Below are 23,882 nucleotides of genomic sequence, written 5' to 3'. Positions count from 1 at the left end.
CGTGATCACCGCGACCTGTGACGAGGTCTTCCAGCCATCGCGAAGTCTTCCGCGCGGATCTACCGGATCTCGCTGACGGCGCGCGGATCTACCAGATCTCGCTGACGACATGGGGATGGACGCTCACCGGCGAACCGGCTCCGACCGGGGCCGCCCGCCGGGGCGCGAAGCCGCCCGTCTTCCCCGTCACCGCGCTCGACGACCCCGCGCTGCCGGAGGTGCGGGCCGAGCCGACGGCGCGGGCGGACGAGATGGACGCCGACACCGTCGACCGGGAGTTGTCCCTCGCGCGCAAGGCGATCGGCTGCACCAGCGGACCGCGCAGCGGCCATGGACATGGGTCACGCGCCTGGCGTCAGCGTAATTGATGTGGCCGCTCGGCGAGCGAGCCCGCCTCCATACCGCTGACGGGGCATCATGTGTCCTTCTCCGGGCGGGTGCCAGGACAGGGGCCGGACGACCACTCGCAGGGACGCCGCCTGATCGGCGTCCGATCGGCGGAGTCGGCCGCGCGGCGAAGGCCGTGTCCCGCCACCGGGGATCAGAGCAGCGGTACGTGCTGCCCGGTGGCGCGTCCCTGCTGGTCCAGGAGCCGGCCCATGCGCTTGGGCGTACGCAGGTTGATGCCGATGTCGCGGACGGTCATCCAGGGAAGCGCGGCGCCGATGCGGTGTTCCAGGCGGAGCAGGTCGGTGGGGGAGTGGGTCCAGACGGTGAAGGCGATGTTGGCGTCGCCGGTGGTGGAGGCGCAGAAACGCAGTTCGGGCAGGGTGGCGAGGGCGTCGACGGTGCGCTTCTGGTCGGCGGGGGCGACGCGGGCCAGCCAGGTACTGCTGATCGACCAGGTGGTGACCGTCTGGGACACTTCGCAGCGGAGCTGGACCAGCCCACTGGTCAGCAGGCGGGGGAGCTGCCGGCGCACGGTGGCGGGGTTGCGGCCGGTGACACGCGCGATGTCCGCGGCGGTGCGGCGGCCGTCCTCGGCGAGTGCCTCGATGAGCGGCCCGGCGTCCGGCGGCGGCATCGTCCCGGGAACGGTTCTGGTCGTCTGTGCCGCTGCCGCGAAGCCCTGGGTCTCCCGCTGGTCGAGGGCGTCGAGCCGCCAGTTGCTGACGTCGCGGTGTACGGCCGTGCACACCAGGGTGCGCTGCCGTTCCAGCCCCGGGACGGTGGGCATCTCGTCGAGGACGAGCCGGGTCAGTTCGGGGAGGTCCCCGGTGCGGACGGTGAGCATCAGGTCGCGCCCGCGGGCGGACTCCTCGATGGTGAGCACACGCCGGTCGGCGCACAGGGTTCGGATGACATCGGAGCGTGTCCCGGGGACGCAGTCGATCTCGACGAGTGCGAAGACCATGCCGAGGTAGGAGCCGCTGCGGTGCGCGGTCATCCAGGCCAGGCCGGCGGACCACAGCCGTTCGAAGCGTGCGGCCAGCGCGGGCGGCGTCGAGTCGAGGATGCGGGCTGCCTCGGCCCAACTCACCCTGGGGGCGATCTGCAGACCGTGCAGCAGTTTCAGATCATGTTCACTGACCATCGGATCCGTCCCGGTATCTGTCACGGATCATCTCCTTCGTAGCTGATTGATGCACGAATCCATGGATCTCACCAGACTGACAGCACACCGTCGGAAACTCCTCAGGCAGTCTCTCGGCGCAGGAGAGGAACGAGATGCCGATAGGTGGGGACACGTGGGCTCCCGGTGGTGACCTGGCCGAACAGCTCGTCATTCGTCCCGTCACGGCCGCCGACGTGGCGTCGGTCGGTGAGATCTACGCCTATTGCGTCGACCACACCACGGCGGTGACGCCGGCGGAGGTCGCGCCGTCCGACGAGGTCTGGCGGCGGCGGACTGCCCCTCTCACCTTGGCCGGCACCGGCTACCAGCGGGGCGGCTGGGTCGACCTGGTTCCGACGCAACGTGATCTGTGGCATGACCCGGCTTGAGCTGAAGCACTTCCGACTGCTGCTGGCGATCGCCGACGCCGGCTCGCTGTCGGCTGCCGCCAAGCAACTGGGCTACTCGCAGCCGGCCATCACGCAGCAGGTTCGCCAGTTGGAACGCAGCATCGTGAAGACGCCGCTGCTCGTCCGATCCCGCAGCGGGGTGCGGTTCACCATGGCGGGCGAGGTGCTGCTGCGCCGCGGTCGCGCGATTCTGGACGTGGCCGCGCTCGCCACGGCGGAGGTGGAGGCGATCGTGGGGTCGCAGGTGGGGCAAATCCGCGTCGCGAGCTTCCCCAGCGCGGTGTCCACCCTGCTGCCCGGAGCGCTGGCGGCCGTGCGAACCGTCCATCCCGGGATGTCGTTCTCCCTGGTCGAGGCCGAGACCGAGCGGGCGCTGGAGTTGCTGCGCCGGGGCGAGTGCGACCTCGCCGTGGTCTACGAGTGGGTGGTCGACGCCGACGGCCCGCGTCCGGGGCTTGAGCCGGCCGCCGGGGCGATGCGCCGCACCCTGATCGACGAGACCGTGTACGTGGCCCTGCCGGCCGGCCACGCCTGGGCGGAGCAGAGCCGGGTGCGCCTCGCGGACCTGGCCGGGGAGGTGTGGATCGCCGGCTGTCCGACCTGCCGGCGAAACCTGCTGGACCTGTGCGCGCGGGTCGGTATCAGCCCGGTGATCGGGTTCGAGACGGACGACTACGTAGCGGTGCAGCGGCTGGTCGAGTCGGGCCTCGGGGTCGCGCTGCTCACCGATCTCATGGTCAGCGCGGCCCCCGGACGCGACCGGCTCGTGCTGCGGCCGGTGCTGCCGCTGACCAGGCGGGTGGTCAGTGTGGTGGCGTCGAAGGACGCACTGCGGACACCGGGAATCCGGCATCTGATCGCGTGTCTGCGGGACACGGCCGATTCCCGGGCGTTCGGCCCGGAGACCGGCCGTGCGTACCGCTCGGCCAGGAGCTACCGCTCGGCGGTCATCGGCACGTGCTGACGCAGGTGCCGCCGGTGCCCGGGTCACGACAGCGAGCTGGTGCTCACCGCCGGCGCGGTGGGCCCGAGACGGTCGACGGCCGACGGCGGTTGCCGGAAGAAGAAGCTGATCAGGATGGCGAAGGCCGGGCCGGCGGCGAGCGTGGCGAAGGCGAGCGGGAACGAACCGGTGCTCGCGTAGACCCCGCCGACGACCACGGGGACGATCACACTGCCCAGCTGCCAGACCGCGTTGATCGTGCCGGCCGCCGTGCCGATGAAGTCGAGCGTGGCGAAGACCTGGGTCAACGCAGCGAGCACCGGACTGTAGGCGTTGGAGCCGATACCGAGGAGGAGGGCGAGGACCAGTGCCTGCGAGTAACTGCCGGTGAATCCGAAGCCGAGCAGTCCCACCGCGAAGAGGGCCAGGGTGATGACGGCGAGCCGTGGCAGGTTGGCGTCGGGGCGGCGGATGAGCAGGCCGATGACCGGCTTCACCACGAGCGACGTCGCGGAGAAGATGATCACAACGACCCCGGCTTGCTCGCCGCTGATCTGCAGCCCCTCGATCAGCAGGTTGTTCGCCCAGGTGAGGAATCCATAGGTACCCCACAACGCTCCGAAACCAGCGGCGCAGACCAGCAGCAGATCACGGTTGGTGAGCACGAGACGGAAGCTTGCGACGACCGTCGGGCGGCCGGCCCGGTCCGCGGCGACCGTGGTGGGTCCGGGCCGGACCCACGCGTAGGCGAGGAGTGCCATGACCATCGTGATCGACCCGAAGAGGTAGTACGACGACCGCCAGCCCCAGCCGTCGATCAGGCCGGGGACGACGGCATTGGCGATGACGGTGCCCAGGGACAGGGCGCCGAGGAACACACCCACGACGAACCCCCCCTCCCTCCTGTCGAACCACTCGGCGATGCTCCGCATCCCTGCCGCGTAGTCGACACCGGCGAAGAGTCCCGTGATTCCTTGCAGGGCCACACCGAGGGCGAACGAGTCGGTCAGGCCGAAGCAGATCATCGCGGCGCCCGCTCCGAGACCGCTGAAAGCCAGGACCCGGCGCGACCCGAACCGGTCGATGAGGAATCCGCCGCCGGCGTTCGAGAGGACGTAGCCGATGTAGTAGCCGGTGGCGAAGACGCCGAGAGCTCCGAGTGGGACCGCGAGTGACTTGCCGACGGCAGGTGACGCGGGTCCCCAGGCCGATCGGTCGACCGAGGTCATGGTGTACACCAGGCAACACATGGTCAGTACCACCCAGCGATACCGGGCGCTCGGCTGGGTCATCCCTCTGTCTTGCATGGAAACTCCAGAGTCAGCATTGATCGAGGAAATGGATGAGCACCCGGGTCCCGAAGCGGAGGGACGCGACCGGGACACGTTCGTCGATTCCGTGGAAGAGCGAGGAGAACGACAGGTCGGCCGGTAGCCGCATCGGCGCGAATCCGTAACCCTGGATGCCGAGCCGGCTCAGGGCCTTGTTGTCGGTCGCGCTGGAACTGCAGAACGGCAGGAAGCGGGCATCGGGGTCCTCGGCGCGGACCGCGGAGCGCATGGCGTGGACGAGCGGGACGTCGAGCGGGGATTCGAGCGCCGGCGTCTGTTTCTCGATGGTGACCTCGACCCGGTCGCCGGCCAGTTCGCGGATCGTGCCGACCACCTCGTCCTCGTGGCCGGGCAGGATCCGGCAGTCGAGAACGGCCTCCGCGAGTCCGGGCACCACATTGGTCTTGTAACCGGCGTTCAGCCGGGTGATGTTCACACTGTCGCTCCGGGCGCCGGCCACCCTGCCGTAGGACTGGCCGAGAACCTCCCTCAGCCGCGCCTCCTGCTCCTCGGCGGACAAGGTGTGCAGCGGGTGGCCGGTGAGCGATCCGATGCCGTCGATCATCGCCTGAACGGAGGCGAGGTGACGGACGGGCCAGTGGTGTCCGGCGATCCGGGTCAGTGCCGCGAGGAGCCGGACGACGGCGCTGTCCGGGTGGGGGAAGGACCCGTGTCCGGGCTTCCCGGTGGCGCGCAGCCTGATCCAGCACATCCCCTTCTCCGCTGACCTGAGCACGTAGGCCCGTTGGTGGCGGTCCGGGCCGGTGGCGAGGTCGATGCTGAACCCGCCGCCTTCGGTGACGGCCTGGTCGCAGCCGTCGAACAGCTCGGGATGGTGGGAGACCAGCCACTGCGCGCCGAAGGTGCCGCCGTCCTCCTCGTCCGCGAAGAACGCGACCACCAGATCCCGCGGTGGCGTACGGCCCTCCCGGACGAGATGGCGTACGGCGGCGAGGACGGCACCGTCGGTGCCCTTCATGTCGATCGAGCCACGGCCCCAGAGGACGCCGTCGATGATGTCGCCGCAGAACGGGTCCACGCTCCACTCGTCCGGGTCGGCCGGGACGACGTCGAGATGTCCGTGCACGACCAGGCCCCCTCGGGTGCGGTCGGCGCCGGGGATCCGGACGACGACGTTGGCGTGGCCCGGTCGGCTCTCCAGGACGGTGGGGGTGAGGCCGACCTCCCGCAGACGTTCGGCGACGTACTCGGCGGCCTCCGGTTCCCCGCGGGAGTGGCCGTCGCCGAGGTTGGTGGTGTCGATCCTGACGAGGTCCTGGGTGAAGGCCACCGCTTCGTCCTGCGCCCGGCTGATCGCGTCGGTCACGGTGGTCACGCGCTGGTCACCTCGAACCGTCCGGTCGGGCCGGTGAAGACGGCCCGCAGCCCGAAGGCGGACGACGGGACGACCGGTACCGCCGCGCCCAGCCGGGCCAGGGCGGCGCCGGTGCCGGCCGCGTCGGGGCTGCGCACCTCGAACTCCTCCAGGGTGAGGACGGGTTCGAGCCGGGTGGACGGGTGTGTGCTGGTGCCCCAGTCGATGAGGAACGGCTGGCATCCGGCGAGGGGCAGCGGCTCCCGCCGGGTGAGGCGCCAGGCGAGTACGTCTCCGGACGGGGTGGTGCGGGCGGCGTCGTGCACGGTGCCGATGTCGATCCCGTCGGCCGCCGCCCGTGCCACCTGGGCGTCGAAGTCGGCGGGGCGGACCGCCCAGGTGTGCAGCCGGAAGGACGTGACCGTGTGCACGTCGAGCCCGAGCCGGTCCATGGCCGACGTGTCCTGCTGCGGGTCGGGGCCGATGATCTCGATGTAGGTCTGGCTCCCGGGGGCATCGGCGTTGGTCATGCCGACCAGGTGGTTGGCGGTGCCCCGGTTCGGGTGGCTGCCGCCGGGCACCGGTTGGACGCCGCAGAGCCCGGCGAACCGGCGCACGCCGTCGGCGAGGTCGGGGCAGGCGATGACGAGGTGGTCCAGTGTGGCGGGGAGGGTCATCGCTCTGCTCCAGGTCGCGAAGGGGGGTGCGGCAGTGGGTTCGGGAGCGGTCGCCCGTCCCGCGGGGGAATGCCGTCCGCAGCCGTGCCGAGCCGGTCGAGCGCATCGGCGGTCAGCCTCGCCCGGTCCGGCTTGTTGGTCGGCGAGAGCGGGATGTCGGTGACGATCCAGACCCGGCGGGGATGGGCGAAGGGCTCCAGGTGCGCGAGGACATGCCGCTTGAGGTCGTCCTCGGTCGCGTCCGCGGCACCGGACAGGGTCACGAAGGCCACCGGCTTGCTTCCTCTGGCCTCGTCGGGCACGCCGACCACGACGGCCTGCGCCACGGCCGGATGCGCTTCGAGTACGGATTCGACGGCGCGCGGGTAGACGTTCTCACCGCCGGTGCTGAACACGTCGTCCTCCCGGCCCTCGAAGAAGTAGAACCCGTCGTCGTCCACCCGGAAGATGTCGTTGGTGTGGTGGAAGCCGTCGGCGGTCACCGGTGGGACGATGTCCGGCCGCTTTCGGTAGCCCTTCATCAGTGCGGGCGTGCGCACCTCCAGCACGCCGCGCCCGGTGACCGGCCTGCCGTCCGCACCGACCAGCCGGACATCCACGGCCGGATGGGCGGTGCCGACCGAGCCCCTCGGCGTCGGGCGGCCGTCGGGGTGTCCGCGGAAGACGATCGGGCCGGATTCCGTGGTGCCGTAGCCGAACGTGATCTCGGCCCCGGGGAACCAGGCGCCGAGCTGCCGGAACAGGGCCGGGGCGGCGGGTGCCGAAGCCATCGCGATCCGCCGGACGGAGGTCAGATCCAGTCGGCTGCGGAGACCGCTGTGGCGGGCCAGCATCGCGAACATGGGCGGCACGCCGCTGAGGTTGCTGACCCGGTACCGTTCGACCGCGGTCAGGAAGGCGCCGGGTTCGAAACGGGGCAGCAGCACGATCGTGCCGCCCGAGGCGAGCAGTCGCTGCGTGTTGGTCAGCGCGTTCATGTGGTACAGCGGTGCCGACACCAGCGTCCGGGAGTGGGCGCCGGGATTGTCCACGATGGACTGGTCGATGACCCACAGGTGGCCGGCCTGGGTGAGCTCGACCCCTTTGGGCTGCCCCGTGGAGCCCGAGGTGTAGAGGATCATCGCCAGCTCGTCCCCCCTCGGCCGGTGGGACGGGAACGGCCGCGGCGTCAGCTCGTGCAGGAGTTCCAGCGGAATCGTCTCGACCCCCTGCCGCTCCAGCAGTTCGCGATGCGCGACGTCGGCGAAAGCGAACGCCAGATCGGCATCGTCGGCCACGAAGGACATCCCCTGGGCGGGCAGCCGGTGGCTGATCGGCACGGGCACCCCACCGGCCCGCTGCACCGCGTAGAACGCGATGATCCAGGCGGCGCTGTTCTCCCCGAGGATGCCGACCGACCGGCCGGGCTCGATCCGCTCCCGGACCAGCGCGGCGGCCGACTCCATGGCGGTGTCCACCTGCCGGTACGTCAGGCTGCGTCCGTCCGCGGCCTGGATGATCGCCGGCTGGTCCGGGCTGTCGTGGCAGATCCGCTCGCCCTGGTTCCGTCCGTCCACGCCCTGTCTTCCCTCCTGGCCGGTCATCCGGCGGTCCTGGTGAACGACGCGTAGGTGCCGCGGCCGACCGCGAGGGTCCTGCCGTCCGCGTCCAGGACCTCGGCCTCGGCGAAGGTCACCGAGCGGCCCTGCTTCAGCACCCGGCCGACCACGGTCAGATGGCCCGGCTGTGCGGCACGCAGGTACTGCACGGAGAAGTCCAGCGTCGGGGCGGTCTGCCCGCCGGCGCACGCGATCGCCCAGTCCGCCGCCAGATCGAGCAGGGCGGCGACGATGCCGCCGTGCGTGGTGCGCAGGCTGTTGCCGTTGGACCATTCCTCGCGCCAGGAGGCCCGCAACCGCAGTTGCGACGCATCCGCCGTCAGCACCCGCAGACCGAGCCAGGTGTGAAACGGCGAGCGACGAATCCTGGCCTCCAACTCGGCGGTGTCGACGCCGGACGGTGCCGTTCCCGGGTTCACGAGGCCGCCCACGGGTCGATCACGATCTTGCCGACGACCTGGCGGTCCTCCACCCGGTGCAGGCCCTCCACCGCGCGGTCGAGCGGCAGCACGTCGTCGATGAGCGGCACCATCTCACCGCACGCCACCATGTCCAGCAGCGCGACGAAATCCTCGGTGGCGAAACCGTTCGAGCCGATGATCTGCAACTCGAAGGACCAGACGTAGCGCAGGTCCTCGACCGGGTCGAAACCGGCGGTCGCGCCGCAGGTGAGGATCCGGCCGCCGCGTTTCGCGCTGCGCAGGCTCGGCCGCCAGGTGTCCCCGCCGGTGAAGTTGACCACCACGTCGACGCCGCCGTCGTAAGTGCGGCGGCTCGGTTTTCCGAATCGCTCCCAGACCCATCGGTCGAATTCTTGCGCACGGTAATTGACGTATTCGTCGGCGCCGATGTCGAGCATCCGCCTGCCTTTTTCCTCGGTGCCCACCGCGGCGATGACATGCGCGCCGAGCTGCCTGGCCAGCAGTACCGACGCCGTACCGACGCCGCCGGAGGCGCCCAGGATCAGGACCTTGTCGCCGGGACGGACGGCTCCCTTGCCGATGATCATCCGGTGCGCGGTGCCGTAGGCGATCGGCAGTGCCGCGGCCTGGGCGTCGGTCACCGCGTCCGGTACCGGGATCAGCAGGTCGGCGTCGACGGTGGCGTACTGTGCCATGCCGCCGTCGTACATCTCGCCGATGAGCCCCCGCACCGGGTCCGACGGGTGCACCATCATGCGCTCACCGGGCCGCGGGCCCGTGACGTCCGCGCCGAGTTCCTCGACCACCCCGACCACGTCCAGACCGACGATGACGGGAAAGGGAATCCTGATGCCCGGCATTCCCCGGACCGTGAAAATGTCGTGGTAATTGAAAGAGCTGGCCGTCACACGCAGCAGAACCTGTCCGGCTGACGGCTGTGGACGGGCGTGGTCATCGACCAGCTGCAATGAGTCGATGGTGCCGTGCTCGCGGAGGGTCAACGCGCGCATGGTTGCCGTCATGGCCGACTACCCCAATTCTGTTCACTGGTGACATGTGCTGCGTAAATAAGATCTTGAGTGTCCCCAGCGAATCAAGTCACAATATTTGATGGTGCTCATAACGCGGTCTTATGGTCGTATCGATAATGGAGTGGCTCTTATGCAGGGGCGGTCTTCGACTCGAAAGAGGCACTGTGTGTCCGGTTCGCGGGAGGTATCAGACGGCGGCGAAACGCCGGCTGCCGTCCGCGGCGATGATGCGGCCGAAGCGCATGCCGGGAAAGTGGGCGGCGACCAGCAGGTCGTCGGCAGCAGCTCAGCGGGGCCAGGCGCAGTGCAGGCGGCAGGCGGCAGGCGGCAGGCGGCAGGCGCGGAGTCGGCCTCGGCATTCACCGAACCGTTCGGGCGTGGCACCGCACGCGTACCCACCGGCCATGCGGGCTTCGGCCTCGGCCCGGCCGTCGTCAAGGCCATCACCCAGGCACACGACGCCGTGTCGGTCAGCCTGGCACGCTGTCGTGGTGGATCGCACCGGGTATGCCCGTCAGTGGCCTGCCACTGCCGCCGCGACGCAGCGCCACGATCTCGGCGGCGACGGAGACGGCGGTCTCCTCCGGTGTGCGTGCGCCCAGGTCCAGGCCGATGGGCGCACGCAGTGGGGCGATCTCCGCTTCGGTGAGCCCGGCCTCACGCAGCCGACGGCACCGCTCGTCGTGGGTGTGCCGGGAGCCCAGCGCACCGAGGTAGCCCAAGGGCCGGCGCGATGCCTCGACCAACAGCGGCACATCGAACTTCGGGTCATGGGTGAGCACGCACACGACCGTACGGCGGTCCGTCCCGGTTGCGGCGAGGTAGCGGTGCGGCCACTCGACGACGACCTCGTCGGCCTGGGGGAACCGTTCCGGCGTGGCCATCACCGCCCGCGCGTCGCAGACCGTGACCCGGTACCCGAGAAACCTGCCGATGCCGACCAGTGCCGCGGCGTAGTCGCTCGCGCCGAAGACCAGCATGCGCGGCGGCTCGGTCCATGACTCGACGAAGATCTCCACATATACGTCCGGGCCCGCGGCCACCGACCCGCACCCGGTGTCGAACCGGCGGCGTCCGGTCTGGCCTCGGTCGAGCATCGCGCGTGCCTCGGCGCAGACGACGGAGTCGAGCGCGGCATCACCAGTGCTGCCCACGGACCGTTCCCCGAACACCGCCACCGCATGTCCCAACCGGGACTCGGGTCCGTCGATCACTCTGACCAGCGCGACCGGCTCACCCGAGTCGGCCGCCTCCAGTGCGGCCACCACCGCCGGCTGCTCGCTCGGGACGATGGGCTGGACGAAGACCTCCACTTCGCCGCCGCAGGTCAGGGCGGCGGCGAACGGGTCGTCGTCAACGGAGTCGAAGCGTTCGCGGAGCGGGCGGCCCTCGGCCAGCGCCTGTTGCGCCAACTCGTAGACCGCTCCTTCCACACAGCCCCCGGAGACGCTTCCCAGGGCGCGCCCGTCGGCGTGCACCGCCAGGGCGGCTCCTGGCTCGCGGGGCGCGCTGCCCCGGACCCCGGTCACCGTGGCGACCGCGAAAGGTTCGCCCGCCGCAACCCATGGGGCCAACTGTTTCGCGATGTCGTACACGGGTCGTCCTCCGATCCACCGGTGCGGGGTGCCCGGTGCACAGCATGTGTCAGAAAGCATCCGCCGTCCCCGGCGTCTGCCGCGGCGTCGTCGCGGGGCCGCGGCGGCTCGATGCGGGGCCGCGGCGGTTCGTTGCGGGGCCGAACGCTTCAGATGAGACCTGATCAGGTCTCATCGGGTCGGATCAGATCGCGGTACGGCCGCCGTCGACGGCGAGGACGGCACCGGTGATGTAGGAGGCTTTCGGCGAGGCGAGGAACGCGATGACATCGGCGATCTCTCCGGCTTCGGCGGCTCGGGCCAGGAGCGTCTCCTCGCCGAACGCCGCGATGCGCTCGCGGGACGTACCGGTGTATGCCGGGCCGGCCGCAACGGCGTTGACGCGTACGCCCCGAGGACTGAACTCGACGGCCCAGGAACGCGTCATCGCGGCGAGCGCCGCCTTGGTCGCGCTGTAGGCCGCTCCGCCGGCCACCCCGATCCGGCCGACCATGCTGCCGAGGTTGACGATGCTGCCCGAGCCGCGCTTCGCCATCTGCGGTGCTACGGCGGCGACCAGGTAATAGGCGGACTTGACGTTGGCGGAGAAAATCTGGTCGAAGACGTCGGGCTCAAGGTCCTCGGTCGGGCCGAACCAGGAGTACCCGGCGTCGTTGACCAGGACCTCGACGCCCGCTTCGGCAGCCGCGGCGGCCAGCGTGCGGATCTGCGCGAGGTCCGTGAAATCAGCGGCGATGAAGCGGGCCTGCCCGCCCTGTGCGGCTATCGCGTCGACGACGGCGTTGCCGCGCTCCTCGTTGCGTCCGTGGACGATGACCGAGAACCCGTCGGCCGCGAGCCTCAGTGCCACTTCGCGTCCGATACCGCTGGTCGCGCCGGTGACGAGGGCGACGGGGCGGGAAAGTTCGACTGCACCGTTCATGCCTGCTCCTGGTGGTTTTCCGTGGATGGCTTCTCGGCGGTGCTGAGCGCGGCGAATACGCGCTGGGGGGACAGCGGAAGCTCGGTGATACGGACCCCGACGGCGTCCTGCACCGCGTTCGCGATGGCGGCGGCGAGCGGGATGATGGCTCCTTCGCCCGCGCCCTTGGCGCCGAGCCGGCCGGGGCCGTGGCCCTGTTCCTGTGTGAGGGAGACGAAGCGCTCGGGCAGGTCCTCGGCGAGCGGCACCCGGTAGTCGAGGGCCTCCCCGTTCAGGAGGACCCCCTCGGGGGAGAAACGCATCTCCTCGAACAGCGCCTGCGCGTACCCCATGATCGCGCAACCCTCGTCCTGCCCGCGGCAGGTGAGGGCGTTGATGGCCTTGCCGACGTCGCTGGACACCACGAGCTGAAGCACGGTGACCTTGCCGGTGTCGGGGTCGACCTCGACTTCGGCGCCGGCCCAGCTGTTCTCCCAGAAGACGCTCTCCGCCACCAGCGGTGCGTCCGGGGTGACCACGGCCTTGCAATAACCCTCGCCGGAGAACTCGAACCCGGTGTTCCCGAAGGCGGCCGTGATCATGGGCGCCAGCGGTGTCACCTCGTCGCCGAGCCGCACGGCCCACCCTTCCAGGGTCAGGTCGTCGGGCTTGCAGTCCAGTTGTCCGGCGGCGAACGCGAGGACCTTGTCGCGAGCGTCCTCCGCCGCGAACTGCACGGCCTGCCCCATGACCGCCACACCGGACGACGCGTTCGTGCCGTGGTCGAAAGGTGTGGCGTCGGTGTTGACGGGTGCGTACCCGACCTTGTCCCGTGGGCAGCCGAGCACGTCGACGACGACCTGGGTGAGCGCCGTGTGCGCGCCCTGACCGATCTCGATCGTGCCGCAACTCAGGTAGACGTCGCCCGAGGAGGCGATCTTCACCCGGGCCGTCGCCGGTTTGTTCATGCCGCCGCCGTCCTTGAGACTGGCGGCCAGGCCCATGCCGCGGTTCGGGAGGCGTTCGCGTGTGTGGTAGCCGAGTTCGTCGGCCACCACGTCGAGACCCCGGGCCATGTCGCTGTCGACGCTGCTCTCACCTGGGAGGTAGGGCTCACCGAGGGCTTTGAAGTTCTTGATCCGCAGCTCGTAGGGGTCGATGCCGAGCCGGCGGGCGATCATGTCGACCTGGCTCTCACTCGCCCAGGCCACCTGGGGCGCACCGTACCCACGGAACGGTCCGGCCGGTGTCGTCGTCGTCATGACGCACTCGCAGGACGTCCTGATGTGCTTCCACCGGTAGGCCCCGGGCATCCGGTAGCCGGACTTCTGGGCCACCAGGGGGCTGGCGTCGGAGTAGGCGCCGGAGTCGAGCAGGATCTTGCTCTCCCGCGCCACGAAGGTCCCGTCCGCCCGCACCCCCGTCGTCACCGTCACGACCGCCGCGTGCTGGCTCATGGTGAGAAAGCCCTCTTCAGTGGTGAGGCAGAACCGCACCGGACGGCCCGACAGCCGAGACAGCAGGATCGCGATCGGCTCGGTGCGGCAGTTGTTCTTCGAGCCGAATCCGCCGCCCACGTAAGGGACGTTGACCCGGATCTTCGACTCGGTCGTGCCGAGGACCCGTGCGAGTTCCTTCCGTAGCGGGAACGGATTCTGGGTCGAGCTCCAGATCTCGATCCGGTCGCCGCGCACATCCGCGACGGTGACGAACGGCTCCAGATGGAAGTGGTTGCTCCGGGAATAGCGGAAGGTGTCGGTGAAGATGTGGTCGCATTCGTCCCAGGCGCTGTCGGGGCCGGTTTCGTACTGGAACTCGTAGCACACGTTCCGCCGGGGCCGCAGCGTGGCGGTCACGCCCGGCCCGAAGGGCGGGACGACGCCGGGTGGCGCTTGTTCGAACAACTCGGACGCGTCGGGGGACAGGGCGGTGCCGATGTCCGGAAGGCTCGGGAGCACCTCGTACTCGACCGTGATCCGGGCGAGGGCGGCGAGCGCCGTTGCCTCGTCCTCCGCCGCGACAGCGGCCACCACGTCCCCGACGTACCGGACCTTGTCGATCGCGACCACGGGCTGGTCCTTGACGAAGTAGCCGTATGCGGACACGCCGTCCAGATCGTCCCTGGTGAGGACCGCGTGCACACCGGGCACCGCGCGGGCGCGCGAGGCGTCGACCGAGATCAGGCGGGCGTGTGCGTGCGGGCTGCGCAGTACTTTGGCGTGGAGCATGCCGGGCAGCCGGATGTCCGCGGTGTACTGCGCGGCGCCGGTCACCTTCGGGGGCCCGTCGACGCGCGCAGGTGTGGAGGCGGATTCAGTCATGTGCTTCCTCTTCGAGGAGTTCGGCCGCACGACGGACCGATTCGATGATCATCTGGTAGCCGGTGCACCGGCAGATGTTCGAGGAGATCCAGGACCGGATCTGCGACTCGTCGGGGTCGGGGTGTTCACGAAGCAGTGCGGTGGCCAGCATGATCATGCCGGGGGTGCAGTAACCGCACTGGAAGCCGGCCCGCTCGGCGAAGGCGCGCTGCACCGGTCCGAGCACGGTCTCGCCCTGCCCGTTCACCTGTGCCTGGCCGTGTACGGTCTCGACGTCGGAGCCGTCCACGGCGAACGCGAACAGGCTGCAGGATGCCGACGGGGTGCCGTCGACCAGGACGGTGCACGCACCGCAGACACCCCTCTCGCAGGACGCCTTCACACCGGTCAGCCCGTAGCGCTCGCGCAGGAGGTCCAGAAGCGCGGTGTTCGGCGCGGCGGCCACGGCCCTGTCCTGGCCGTCCAGTCGGAAACAGATCTCCACGTGGGCGCTCACCGAGCGTCCTCCTCTCGGGTCGGTTCGACGGGCCGCGCGGTCCGGGCCGCCCGGTCGGCGTGGGCGGACAGCAGTCGGCGAAGCAGCACACCGGCCGCGTGGCGGCGGTAGCCGGCATCCGCGACGGCGTCGCCGATCTCGTCGGGCAGCAGCGCGGCGATGTCCGACGGGTCGGTACCGAGCGGCGCTTCGACGGTGAAGTGACGCTGCATCTCCGAGCCGACGCTGACCCGTACGGAATCACCTCGCACAGAGTCACCTGGTACGGAATCACCTGGTACGGAATCACCTCGTACCGAATCGCCCCGCACCGAATCCCCCCTTGTCGAACCGTCCCGTACCGATTCCGTCCGCACTGTGGCTGCCACGGTCAGCAAGGGGCGCAGCGACCGCTCGTACCCGAACCAGGTCCGGGGAACATCGGGGACGGTGACGGCGCGGAGCAGCGCGCCGGGCGGTACCCGACGGTCCCAGACATCGGCGACGGACAGCAGGCAGAGTCCGTCCCGGCTGACGAATTCGAGCTCGGCGCCGAGTGATTCGAGGATCAGCGACATCTCGTACCGGGTGCGGCGCGCCATCACATTGCCCCCGATCGTGGCCCGCTGCCGGATGCGGTGGTTGGCGATCTGGCGCCAACCCGCCGCCAGGCCGGGCAGCGCCGCGACGACCGCGGGGTGGCGGGCGCCCGAGTGGTGCGCGACGGCGGCGCCGATCGTCAGTGTGGCGCCGTCGAAGTCGATCTCACGCAGCTCGGCGACCTTGTCGAGGCTCACCAGCGTCGCGCAGTCGAGCCCCTCGCGGAACTGGGCGAAGAGGTCCGTGCACCCCTGCGCGTAGACCGCGCCTTCGGCGGCCCCGGCGGCGACCGCCTCGGCAACCGTCCGAGGCTGTCGCAGCTCGAAATCGGGGATCGTGCGCTGCGTCGGCGCGAGAAGCCCCTGGGAAACACATCGCATACGTCCTCCAGTCCGCGATTCGGCGCGGGCCGCCTTTCGGGGCCGCTCAGCCATGCGTCGGCACGGCGAACGGCGGTTGCTCACGTGCTCGGTCGGTGCACTCGTACGTCGGTGGTCGATCAGTTGCCTGACAGGTCACGCAACTGCCTGACAGGTCACGCAACCTGCCTGACAGGTCATCAGGTGCCTGACGGGTCACGTCCGCTGTCTGCGGGCGGTCAGGGCGAAGGCGGTGTTGGCGACGAGCCCGACGAGCAGCACCACGACGCCGATGAGCGCGGCGATGCTGTAGCCCGAGTTCGCCGGGACGGTGTGCCCGGCGGGCATGGTGACGATGAGGGCGGTGGCGGACAGGGCACTGGCCATCGAGTAGCCGACGGTGCGGATGAGCTGGTAGAAGCTCATGGCACTGCCCGTCTCCCGCTGTGGCACGCCGGTCACGATCTGGACGGGGTTCACCGCGAACACACAGCCCACCCCGAAGCCCAGCAGGGCCATCGACACGATGATCTCCCAGTACGTGGTGCGGGCGAGCAGGAAATTCAGCACGGCGGCAACCAGGACCACACAGCTGACGACGATCACCCACTCCGGGGAGAAGCGCCTGGCCATCGGCCGAGCCACCTGGCCGGCGACCAGGCTGGCGAGCGAGTAGGGGATCAGCAGAAGCCCGGCGACCACCACCGGGGCGCCGAAACCGTAGCCCGCCGTCGCCGGGGTCTGCACGAAACGCACCACCAGTGACAGGAGCGGGTAGAAGCCGATCGAGACCAGCAGGACCGAGGTGTTGGCGGCCAGGACCGATCGGTGCCGCAGAAGCCGCAGGTCGACCAGCGGGTGTCGGCCGCGCAACTCGACGACGACCCACGCCGCCAACAGCAGGACCGAGACGGCCAGGACCGTCAGATCGACGGGTGAGGTCCATCCCCAGACAGGACCTTGGGCCAGCACGAGGAGCAAGCCGGCCACACCCAGGCCGAGGATCGCAGCACCGGGGATGTCGACGGGGGCACGTCGGTCCGGGCTTGCGGGCAGGGCCACGATCGCGGCCGCCAACGCCAGCGCGCCTACTCCGGCGCCGAACCAGAAGGCCCAGTACAGGCCCAGGTACTGGGCGATCAGGCCGACCAGCGGATAGCCGGCACCGATCCCGACAGCAGTGCTGATGCCGAGGATGCCGATGGTGCGGCGCGACTGCTCCGCGGGCAGGTTGTCCCGTGCGAAGGCGGTCGCCAGCGGCACGAGGCCGAGCCCCACGCCTTGCACGGCGCGGCCGACGAGCAGGACGGCGAGCCCGGCGGGTACGGCCGACAACACGCAGCCGACCATGACACAGGCCGCACCGGCGAGGGTGGCTGCCCTGCGGTGGTGTCCGTCACCGAGCCGGCCCATGATCGGTGCGGCGACCGCTCCGACGAGCAGGGTGACGGTGAGCGCCCACTGTGAAGCGGCCAACGACACCTGGTCCACCTGCACGATGGTGACCAGCAGGGGGGCGCCAAGGCTGGAGACGGCCGTGGACAGCCCGGCCAGAAACACCAGGACCGACACCAGCACCGTCGGGGAGACCCCGCGTGTTCGGCGGTGTGCGGTTCCCTCGGTCCGAATGAGGTCGGTAGGCGCCATGACACCGACGCTAAAGACCGCCTCCTTATGCTGTCCAAGACCAATTTTGCATATGCTGATAACTCAAGAGGAATGAGGAGCTCTGATGGACCTGCTACAGCTTCGCTATTTCCAGGCTGTGGCCCGACACGAGCACGTGAGCCGGGCTGCCTCCGAACTGCGGGTCGCCCAGCCGTCGTTGAGCCGTGCCCTGGCCCGTCTGGAGTCCGACCTCGGGGTGCCCCTGTTCGACCGTCGCGGGCGAAGACTGGTGCTCAACCGCTTCGGTGCCGCGTTCCTGGCCCGGGTGGACGCAGCGCTCGACGAATTGAGTCAGGGCCGCCGCGAACTCGATGACCTGACCGGGCTGGAGCACGGCGCCGTCGCGGTGGCCCTGGAAACGATGCTTCTGCTCCCCGATCTGCTGGCCTCGTTCCTGGCCGAGCATCCGGGCATCAGTTTCCAGCTGCGCCAGTCGCCGACCCCCGCCATGGCGGACCTGCTCCACGCCGGCCAGGTCGACTTCTGCCTGGCCTCACAGCCCGTTGACGACGAATTACTGGAGGTCATGGAACTCGCGAGTGCCGAAGTGCTGCTGGCCGTGCCGCTGACCCATCGCCTGGCCGGTCGCGAGGTGGCCCGCGTGGCGGACCTTGCCGATGAGGTTTTCGTCGGGACCCGCCGTGGGTACTGGCAGCGCGCGCTGATCGACCAGCTTTTCGCCCAGTCGGGCCGGCAGCCCGTCATCAGCTGCGAGAGCGACGAACCCGGCTCCATCCTTCCGCTTGTCGCCGCAGGTCTCGGGGTGGGGCTGGTGCCTGCCATGTCCCGGCAGAGCACCTCACGCCAAGGCGTGGCGTGGGTCCACCTCGACGCCCCCGATTGCCGGCACGGCCTGCGCCTGGTCTGGCGGCGTGGTGTCTACCTGTCGGCCGCGGCGCAGGCTTTCCGGGACGCGGCCATAGCCTGGTTTCGCGAGCCGACACGGCTGGCCTGAACGCGGCCGGTCGACGAAGCCCCGCGGGGTCGTGCGCCGCCCTCATGCCGTTCGCCAGGCGGGTATTTCACCCATGGCGGTCACCACCGTACGGCCGAGGGTGTGGTCGCGCATGAAGAAGCGCAGGAAGGCCGGGGTGCAGTCGGCCGGGACGCCCATGGACTCGACGTCGAGGGCGTACACCACGTGGACGAAGCGGTGCGGGCCGTGCCCGGCCGGCGGCGCGGAGCCGAAGCGGGCCGCGCGCGCGTCGTTGGGCAGCCGGACGGCGCTTTCGGGCAGGCCCGAGCCGGTGGCGTCGCCGGCTCCCTCAACTCGGTGACGGTGGCGGGGATGTCGACTCCCCGCGGTGAGCGTTCCTACCGATCTGCGGCGCTCGGAGGCTGCCACCGAACGCAACCTCGGGGCGGCGGTGCCGAGCAGGACGGTCAGGATGAGCGACGCCGAGGTTAACAGGTGGACGGTCGGGCAGTCCCGATGATCGACGGGGAAGCCGGGCCGGCCCGCCCGTTGATCCGGAAGACGAAGCGGCGGATCTCCTCGACGGTATAGCCCGCCTCTCGGATGGCCTGTTCGGTGTCCCGGGTGACGCTGCACCCGCCGCCGGCGAGCCCCCACAGCGGGTTGATGATCCGCTGCATGCGGAAGAAACGGGGGTTCTCGGAGCGGACGTGCTCGTAGAAGCGCAGTTCCCCGCCCGGCTTCAGGACCCGCCGGGCCTCGGCGAGTGCGGCGGGCACGTCGGGGACGGTGCACAGCACCAGGGAGAAGACCGCCGCGTCAAAAGTGCCGTGCGCCGGCAGTGCCTCGGCCCGGCCCGCCCGCACCTCCACCGGTACGACGGCCTTCGCGGCAGCCTGCTCGGCGAGCGCGCGCAGCCTCGGTTCCGGCTCGACGGCGACGATCTGCTCGACCTCCGGCGGGTAGTGGACGAAGTTCGAGCCCATCCCCGCACCGATCTCGACGACTCGGCCGTGGACGCCGGCCAGCATCTCTTGACGATGCTCGACCGAGCCGTGCGCCTCCGCGAAGGCGTTGATGTGTGGGTAGACGCGGGCGAAGAACGGATGGGAGACCGCTTGTCCTGCCATGACGTGCTCCTCGTCGGCAGCGGGGGTTGGCCGCCCCCACACTGTCAGCTAAGAAGGTTAGGAGTCCTGCCGGCGGGGTGTCCATCGCGGCGCACCGTCTTGCCGTGGGCGGTGGCCCGGTCGGGCCGGATCCGGGTGCCGATCTTCACTTCCACGACGGCCCGGAAGCTCTCGGTTGCCGCGTCGTCGTAGCGGGGTCCTGTCCGGCCGGTGCCCTTCCGAGGCCCCGACATGCCTGTCTCCCCGCGGAATCGGGACGAGGTGCCCGCTTCCTGCGGAACAACGGAAGTCGTGGATGCGGGCAGGCGGCCAAGACGACTTGTACGGCCGGCTGATACGCCCTACAGCGAGCCGTGGCCGCGCTGGTGCTCGGCGATCGGTGACGACCCGACCGGACCCCGAGTCGGTCCGTCCGCGCACAGCGGCAGGTCGGTGGGTCCGAAGAACGCATCGAAGGCGGGCGGACGCTTGGAGGGGGCCGTGCGGAGGTGGGACTGGTCAGTCGGTGTCCACTGATGAGCCTAAATGTCGCCGCGCTTGTCCGATTGTGACAATTTTACTCCGCAATGTAATTATTCTGAGTGGAATGGGTGTATCCCCTTGGAGTGCATAGTCCGTACCTGAGCCGAACAGTGGATCTCATGGACCGGGAACCCTTCACTCAGCCGCCGTCCGGCATCATCGAACCGTGTACGCGTGAGGGTGGCGCCATCGCGTCCGCACTGCTGGACGTCTACTACAGGCTGGGCGCGAGCACCTGTTCCGCCTACCTCCCGACCGAGAACCACCGTATGCTCGCCGCGTCCATGGTCGTGGACTCGCCCCTGAGCTTCGGCATCGCGGCCGGCTTCAACGTTGATGACCTGTGGTGGCCGACGACGTGGTCGTACCGTACGGGCAAGCTCATAGTGTTCGACGAGGCCGACATGTGGGAGGGCGCTCGCCGGTCGCCGCTGCCGATGCAGCTCACCATCCCGTTTCCCATGGCGGTGGCGTCCGTGCCGATCCGCACCGCGCGGAACCTGTTCGGCACGATCGGCCTGCGGTGGGTGCCACCGCGGCCGGTCCGGCACGAGGAGCGCGAGTATCTGCAGGCGGTCGCCGACCGGCTGGCCGCCGAGCTGGAGGAACTGGCCGGGGGAGCAGAAGCCGTCACGGCCCCCGTGGTCCCGGTGTTCATCCCGGCCGAACCGGAGCACGCCGCCGGTGACCCGGACCTGGGGCGGCGGCTGCGGGAAGCCGTCGCGATGGCGGCAGCCCGCAGCAGCTACCTGTACCAGTTGCAGCGGCTCGCCACGGAGCTGACCGGCGCGGCGCAGGTGTCCGACATCCTCGCGATAGTGCAGACCAGGGTCGTGCGGGCCTTCGGCGGCAGTGCCGCGGTGCTGTCCTTGGCCGAGAAGGCGCGGTTGCACGTGGTGGGGGCGGTCGGCTTGCCTCGCGAGGTGGTCCGCGACATCGAGGGGACGCCACTGTCGCGCCGCACTCCCGAGACCGACACGATCAGCACCGCCAGGGTCCGGATGTTCGCCTCGGGCGCGGAGTTGGCGCAGGCGTATCCGGACGTCAAGGTCGAGCTCGACCGGCGGGCGAGAGGTTACTTCCCCCTGCTGTACGGCGGATGTGTGATGGGCTGCTGCACCATCGAGTTCGCTGTGGCGCGGCGACCACTGTCGGCCGCGGAGACCGCGCTGCTGACCCTGATGCTGGAGCAGGTCGCGCAGTCCCTGGGGCGCGCCCGGTCTCACGAGGTCGAGCATGTTCTCACGCGCAGAATCCAGCGCACCTTGCTCCCCGGCGGCCTGCCGCACATTCCCGAGGCAGTCACCACTGCCCGTTACTATGCGGCGACCGAGGGTGTGGAGATGGGCGGCGACTGGTACGACGTACTGAACCTGCCCGAGGGGCGCATCGGCCTCGTGGTGGGCGACGTGGAGGGCCACAACCTGGAGGCCGCCGCACTGATGGGCCAACTGCGCAGCGCTGTGCGGGCCTACGCCGCCGAAGGGCACGCCCCGGCCATCGTGCTGGAGCGCAGCAATCGGCTGCTGTCGGGCCTGAACACCGACCTGTTCGCGACGTGCTGCTGCGTATGGGTCGACGTGGCGACCGGCGGTGCCGCGATCGCAAGCGCGGGCCACCCCGGGCCGCTCATCGGGCACCGCCACGACGTGCTGCGCCCGGAGCTGGTGGCCGGGCCGCCCCTGGGGGTCGATGCGTCGGCCACGTATCAGGAAGCGGCGGCCGAGCTGCGTCCGGGATCGGTGACCGCGCTCTTCACCGACGGCCTGCTGGATGTGCGGCGGCTCGGCTACGACGCCGCGGTGCAGCAGTTGGCCGGCTTGCTGACCGACAAAGGCGGCGAGGATCTGGAAAGGCTGGCCGACACCATGGTCGGCGGCGACCGCTCCCAGGAGGCCCGCGGCGACGACGCCGCCCTGGTGCTGATGCGGTACGAGGGCGGGCCTTCACGCGACCGGGCGCGGGTCGCGCGCATGTCGGTGCAGCGGCACGACCTGCACGGCGTTGCCCATGCCCGCCGCTTCCTCCGGGGCGTACTGCGAACCTGGGATCTGCTGCCGGCACTCGACGATATGGAGATCCTGGTCTCCGAGGTGGTGACGAACGCGCTGATCCATGCCCACAGTGAGGTGGACCTGCGGCTGCGCGCCTATCCGGACCGCATCAGGGTCGAGGTGCGCGACAGCGACCCGTACCCGCCGGTGCCGACCATGCTGCTCGACGACGAGGCGCGCAACGTGGAGGCCGAGTCGGGACGGGGACTACTGATCGTCGAGGCCCTCTCCGCGGCCTGGGGCAGCTCACCGGCGGGACGCGGGAAGACCACCTGGTTCGAGCTCGGAGTGCACGAGAACGAGCCGCAGGTGTGGGGGACCGCGCAGAGAGGGATCTGATCGGCCCGCGCGGTCGGGAACCGCCGGAGCGCCTGCCCGCGCTGCCGGCGGCGGGCGGTTCGCCTCGGGGCATGCGCTCGCCCGGGACCGTCTGGTCCGGGCCGACCAGGGCTGCTTCCGGGCCGGGAACTCAGGCGGTAACCGATCCCGCCGGCGATCGAGGCCACCACGAGCACAGGCAGGAAGTGGCAAGCCGCCGCCAGAGCCAGCAGGGCCATCGCGGCCACCGAGGCCGTCCCCCCGAGACGATCGCCGTCCGCACCGCCAGTCCCTTCGCCGGCAACGCCACCACGGCGATGACCGTGGCGAACACGGCGATGATCGACCCGTTCACCAGAGCGTTGTGGGAATGGATCAGGTCCTTGGCGATGTCGGCGCCCAGCGACATCATCACCGCTCCGGCCGCGTACGCCGCCGTCACCGCGAGCGCAGACGTGGAGAACAGCTTCCGCATCCCCGGAGCGATGACCGGCAGCCGTGGACGCCAGGCTTCCGGGGCGTCGGCCGCAGTGAGCAGCGGTGCCATGAAGGCGAAGCCGACGCAGGCGCGGCGCAGCTTGGAGCGCCGGGCGCCGCGGCCGGGTGGCACCGGTGGCGCCTTGGGGCGGTCGACTTGCAGGACGGCCATGGTTCACGCCCCCTCGGGGGCGGGCGCGGTCGGCAGCTTGCCGGACTTCAGTTCCTGCTGGAACAGCTTGTCCAGGCCCGCGCAGTAGTCCTTGGGGCTGAGGCTGCCGGTGAGGACCTTCTCCATCTGCTCGTAGATGTACGTGTCCGACTTCGCAGGCCAGAAGGTCCAGGTCGTGTATCCGATGTTCTTGGCCGTGCCCAGCTGCAAGTACTGGCGCTTGATCCGCGGGTCGATGTCCTTGGGAAAGTCCTTCTCGGCCATCTGAACGGGCGCCGGAGCCCCCTTCGCACCGGTCGCGGTCCTGTTGTAGCCGTCGATGAAGTGCTGCTGGAAGTACTTCTCGATGTCCTTGCTCGCGAACGCGTCCCAGAAGGTGATCCGGTTGCCGGAGGCGCCTGCCCCCGAGCCGCAGGCGGTCAGTGCGGTCGCGCCCAGGGCGGCGTTGTTGACGGTGTGCACCCAGGAGTAGTGGCCGTAGCGGGACCGGATGGTCGCGCACGCCGCCTCCCAGGTGTCCCCAGCCGTATGGCGGTCCAAGACGAACCGGACGGCCTCGGCCAGGCGGCTGCCGGGCGGGACACAGGTCAGGGACGTCTCGACGGCCTCGCGCGCGGTGCCGGTGAACGCGGCGGCCACCAGCGCGGCCGCCCACATCTCCCCGTACACGCCGTTGCCCGAGTGCGACAGTGCGGCGTCGGAGTCGATGTCGTCGTCGCGCGCGCTCTGCTGATCCGGCCGAGTGTGGTGTACGGCCAGAACTCACGCAGCTCGAAGCCTTCGGGCATCGGGTCAACGACAGGGACGTAGTCGCGCAGCGGGACTCCGACCAGCCCACCCCCTCGTGGACCGGGCCACCCAGTCCAGTCGCAGGCTACGGAATCTGTAGCCTGCGGGGGTGGATATTTCTCGCGAATCTCATGTCCCGCACACCTCGCGGAAGCGTCCCCGGGTCGGGCACATCCAGTTCCTCAACTGCCTGCCGATCTACTGGGGCCTGGCCCGTACGGGCAGCCTGCTCGATCTGGAGCTCACCAAGGACACCCCGGACCGGCTGAGCGACCTGCTGGCGGGCGGGGACCTGGACATCGG

At 70.0% G+C, this 23,882-nt stretch carries 22 protein-coding genes and 1 pseudogene; 6 read left to right on the top strand and 17 right to left on the bottom strand.

Features of this window, described 5'->3' with window-relative positions:
• Nucleotides 1-17 precede the first annotated feature (17 nt).
• Nucleotides 18-368 carry a hypothetical protein gene (locus tag ACFC09_RS17635; RefSeq protein WP_376528837.1) on the top strand — a complete coding sequence of 117 codons (351 nt, stop codon included), beginning with the start codon at nt 18-20 and terminating at the stop codon, nt 366-368.
• A 173-nt stretch (nt 369-541) separates the two neighbouring features.
• On the opposite strand, the gene ACFC09_RS17630 is transcribed toward ACFC09_RS17635, so the two are convergent.
• A complete protein-coding gene (locus ACFC09_RS17630) occupies nt 542-1,558 on the bottom strand; it encodes an Lrp/AsnC family transcriptional regulator (RefSeq protein WP_376528835.1) in 1,017 nt (338 codons plus the stop codon).
• 110 nt (nt 1,559-1,668) lie between these two features.
• On the opposite strand from ACFC09_RS17630, the gene ACFC09_RS17625 reads away from it, so the two are divergent.
• Both ACFC09_RS17625 and ACFC09_RS17620 read left to right on the top strand, forming a co-directional pair.
• Nucleotides 1,669-1,944, top strand: coding sequence for a hypothetical protein (locus ACFC09_RS17625; RefSeq protein WP_376528833.1), 276 nt, complete (start codon nt 1,669-1,671; stop codon nt 1,942-1,944).
• Nucleotides 1,931-2,929, top strand: coding sequence for a LysR family transcriptional regulator (locus ACFC09_RS17620; RefSeq protein WP_376528830.1), 999 nt, complete (start codon nt 1,931-1,933; stop codon nt 2,927-2,929). The genes ACFC09_RS17625 and ACFC09_RS17620 overlap by 14 nt, the downstream gene beginning before the upstream one ends.
• 23 nt (nt 2,930-2,952) lie before the next feature.
• Here the strand turns inward: ACFC09_RS17620 and ACFC09_RS17615 are convergent, their stop codons facing one another.
• The 12 genes from ACFC09_RS17615 to ACFC09_RS17560 all read right to left on the bottom strand — a co-directional run bounded on the left by ACFC09_RS17615 (nt 2,953) and on the right by ACFC09_RS17560 (nt 17,180).
• A complete protein-coding gene (locus tag ACFC09_RS17615; protein WP_376528828.1) occupies nt 2,953-4,215 on the bottom strand; it encodes an MFS transporter in 1,263 nt (420 codons plus the stop codon).
• A gap of 13 nt (nt 4,216-4,228) precedes the next feature.
• Nucleotides 4,229-5,575: a M20/M25/M40 family metallo-hydrolase gene (locus tag ACFC09_RS17610; RefSeq protein WP_376528825.1), complete on the bottom strand. Its 1,347-nt coding sequence runs from the start codon at nt 5,573-5,575 to the stop codon at nt 4,229-4,231.
• The gene (locus tag ACFC09_RS17605) at nt 5,572-6,231 is read right to left on the bottom strand and encodes a VOC family protein (RefSeq protein WP_376528823.1); all 660 of its coding nucleotides are present in this window, start codon (nt 6,229-6,231) and stop codon (nt 5,572-5,574) included. The genes ACFC09_RS17610 and ACFC09_RS17605 overlap by 4 nt, the downstream gene beginning before the upstream one ends.
• Entirely contained in the window at nt 6,228-7,787 is a 1,560-nt protein-coding gene (locus ACFC09_RS17600; RefSeq protein ID WP_376528821.1) for a class I adenylate-forming enzyme family protein, read from the bottom strand. The genes ACFC09_RS17605 and ACFC09_RS17600 overlap by 4 nt, the downstream gene beginning before the upstream one ends.
• Before the next feature lie 23 nt (nt 7,788-7,810).
• Nucleotides 7,811-8,260, bottom strand: a complete 450-nt coding sequence (locus ACFC09_RS17595) for a PaaI family thioesterase (protein WP_376528818.1) — start codon at nt 8,258-8,260, stop codon at nt 7,811-7,813.
• Entirely contained in the window at nt 8,245-9,261 is a 1,017-nt protein-coding gene (locus ACFC09_RS17590) for a zinc-binding dehydrogenase (RefSeq protein WP_376528815.1), read from the bottom strand. The genes ACFC09_RS17595 and ACFC09_RS17590 overlap by 16 nt, the downstream gene beginning before the upstream one ends.
• Nucleotides 9,262-9,752: 491 nt before the next feature.
• Nucleotides 9,753-10,877 (bottom strand): XdhC family protein, encoded by a 1,125-nt coding sequence (locus ACFC09_RS17585; protein WP_376528813.1) that lies wholly within the window; start codon nt 10,875-10,877, stop codon nt 9,753-9,755.
• A gap of 184 nt (nt 10,878-11,061) precedes the next feature.
• Nucleotides 11,062-11,799: an SDR family NAD(P)-dependent oxidoreductase gene (locus ACFC09_RS17580; RefSeq protein WP_376528810.1), complete on the bottom strand. Its 738-nt coding sequence runs from the start codon at nt 11,797-11,799 to the stop codon at nt 11,062-11,064.
• Nucleotides 11,796-14,099, bottom strand: a complete 2,304-nt coding sequence (locus ACFC09_RS17575; RefSeq protein WP_376528807.1) for a xanthine dehydrogenase family protein molybdopterin-binding subunit — start codon at nt 14,097-14,099, stop codon at nt 11,796-11,798. The genes ACFC09_RS17580 and ACFC09_RS17575 overlap by 4 nt, the downstream gene beginning before the upstream one ends.
• Nucleotides 14,092-14,595: a (2Fe-2S)-binding protein gene (locus ACFC09_RS17570; RefSeq protein ID WP_376528805.1), complete on the bottom strand. Its 504-nt coding sequence runs from the start codon at nt 14,593-14,595 to the stop codon at nt 14,092-14,094. Before ACFC09_RS17570 ends, ACFC09_RS17575 begins: the two co-directional genes overlap by 8 nt.
• Nucleotides 14,592-15,554, bottom strand: a complete 963-nt coding sequence (locus tag ACFC09_RS17565) for an FAD binding domain-containing protein (protein WP_376528802.1) — start codon at nt 15,552-15,554, stop codon at nt 14,592-14,594. Before ACFC09_RS17565 ends, ACFC09_RS17570 begins: the two co-directional genes overlap by 4 nt.
• 195 nt (nt 15,555-15,749) lie before the next feature.
• Nucleotides 15,750-17,180, bottom strand: a complete 1,431-nt coding sequence (locus ACFC09_RS17560) for an MFS transporter (RefSeq protein ID WP_376528800.1) — start codon at nt 17,178-17,180, stop codon at nt 15,750-15,752.
• 85 nt (nt 17,181-17,265) lie between these two features.
• Between ACFC09_RS17560 and ACFC09_RS17555 the strand changes: the two genes are divergently transcribed.
• Nucleotides 17,266-18,156 carry a LysR family transcriptional regulator gene (locus ACFC09_RS17555; protein WP_376528797.1) on the top strand — a complete coding sequence of 297 codons (891 nt, stop codon included), beginning with the start codon at nt 17,266-17,268 and terminating at the stop codon, nt 18,154-18,156.
• A 42-nt stretch (nt 18,157-18,198) separates the two neighbouring features.
• On the opposite strand, the pseudogene ACFC09_RS17550 reads toward ACFC09_RS17555, so the two are convergent.
• Nucleotides 18,199-18,494: pseudogene (locus ACFC09_RS17550) on the bottom strand (YbhB/YbcL family Raf kinase inhibitor-like protein); the annotation flags it as partial.
• A gap of 111 nt (nt 18,495-18,605) precedes the next feature.
• The gene (locus ACFC09_RS17545) at nt 18,606-19,247 is read right to left on the bottom strand and encodes a class I SAM-dependent methyltransferase (RefSeq protein WP_376528795.1); all 642 of its coding nucleotides are present in this window, start codon (nt 19,245-19,247) and stop codon (nt 18,606-18,608) included.
• Nucleotides 19,248-19,888: 641 nt separating this feature from the next.
• Here ACFC09_RS17545 and ACFC09_RS17540 point away from each other — a divergent pair.
• Nucleotides 19,889-22,162, top strand: coding sequence for a SpoIIE family protein phosphatase (locus ACFC09_RS17540; protein WP_376528792.1), 2,274 nt, complete (start codon nt 19,889-19,891; stop codon nt 22,160-22,162).
• Nucleotides 22,163-22,292: 130 nt separating this feature from the next.
• Here the strand turns inward: ACFC09_RS17540 and ACFC09_RS17535 are convergent, their stop codons facing one another.
• On the bottom strand, nt 22,293-22,790 hold the full coding sequence (locus ACFC09_RS17535; protein WP_376528790.1) for a hypothetical protein: 498 nt from the start codon (nt 22,788-22,790) through the stop codon (nt 22,293-22,295).
• Between the two features lie 3 nt (nt 22,791-22,793).
• Nucleotides 22,794-23,459, bottom strand: a complete 666-nt coding sequence (locus tag ACFC09_RS17530; RefSeq protein ID WP_376528788.1) for a hypothetical protein — start codon at nt 23,457-23,459, stop codon at nt 22,794-22,796.
• A 229-nt stretch (nt 23,460-23,688) separates the two neighbouring features.
• On the opposite strand from ACFC09_RS17530, the gene ACFC09_RS17525 reads away from it, so the two are divergent.
• Nucleotides 23,689-23,882, top strand: a 194-nt coding sequence (locus ACFC09_RS17525) for an MqnA/MqnD/SBP family protein (protein WP_376528786.1), incomplete at its 3' end; no start/stop codon positions are given.

Origin of the sequence: Streptomyces sp. NPDC056161 (genome assembly GCF_042268025.1) — a bacterium.
Classification (GTDB): Bacteria; Actinomycetota; Actinomycetes; order Streptomycetales; family Streptomycetaceae; genus Streptomyces.
This window is presented reverse-complemented; position numbering and strand designations above follow the sequence as displayed.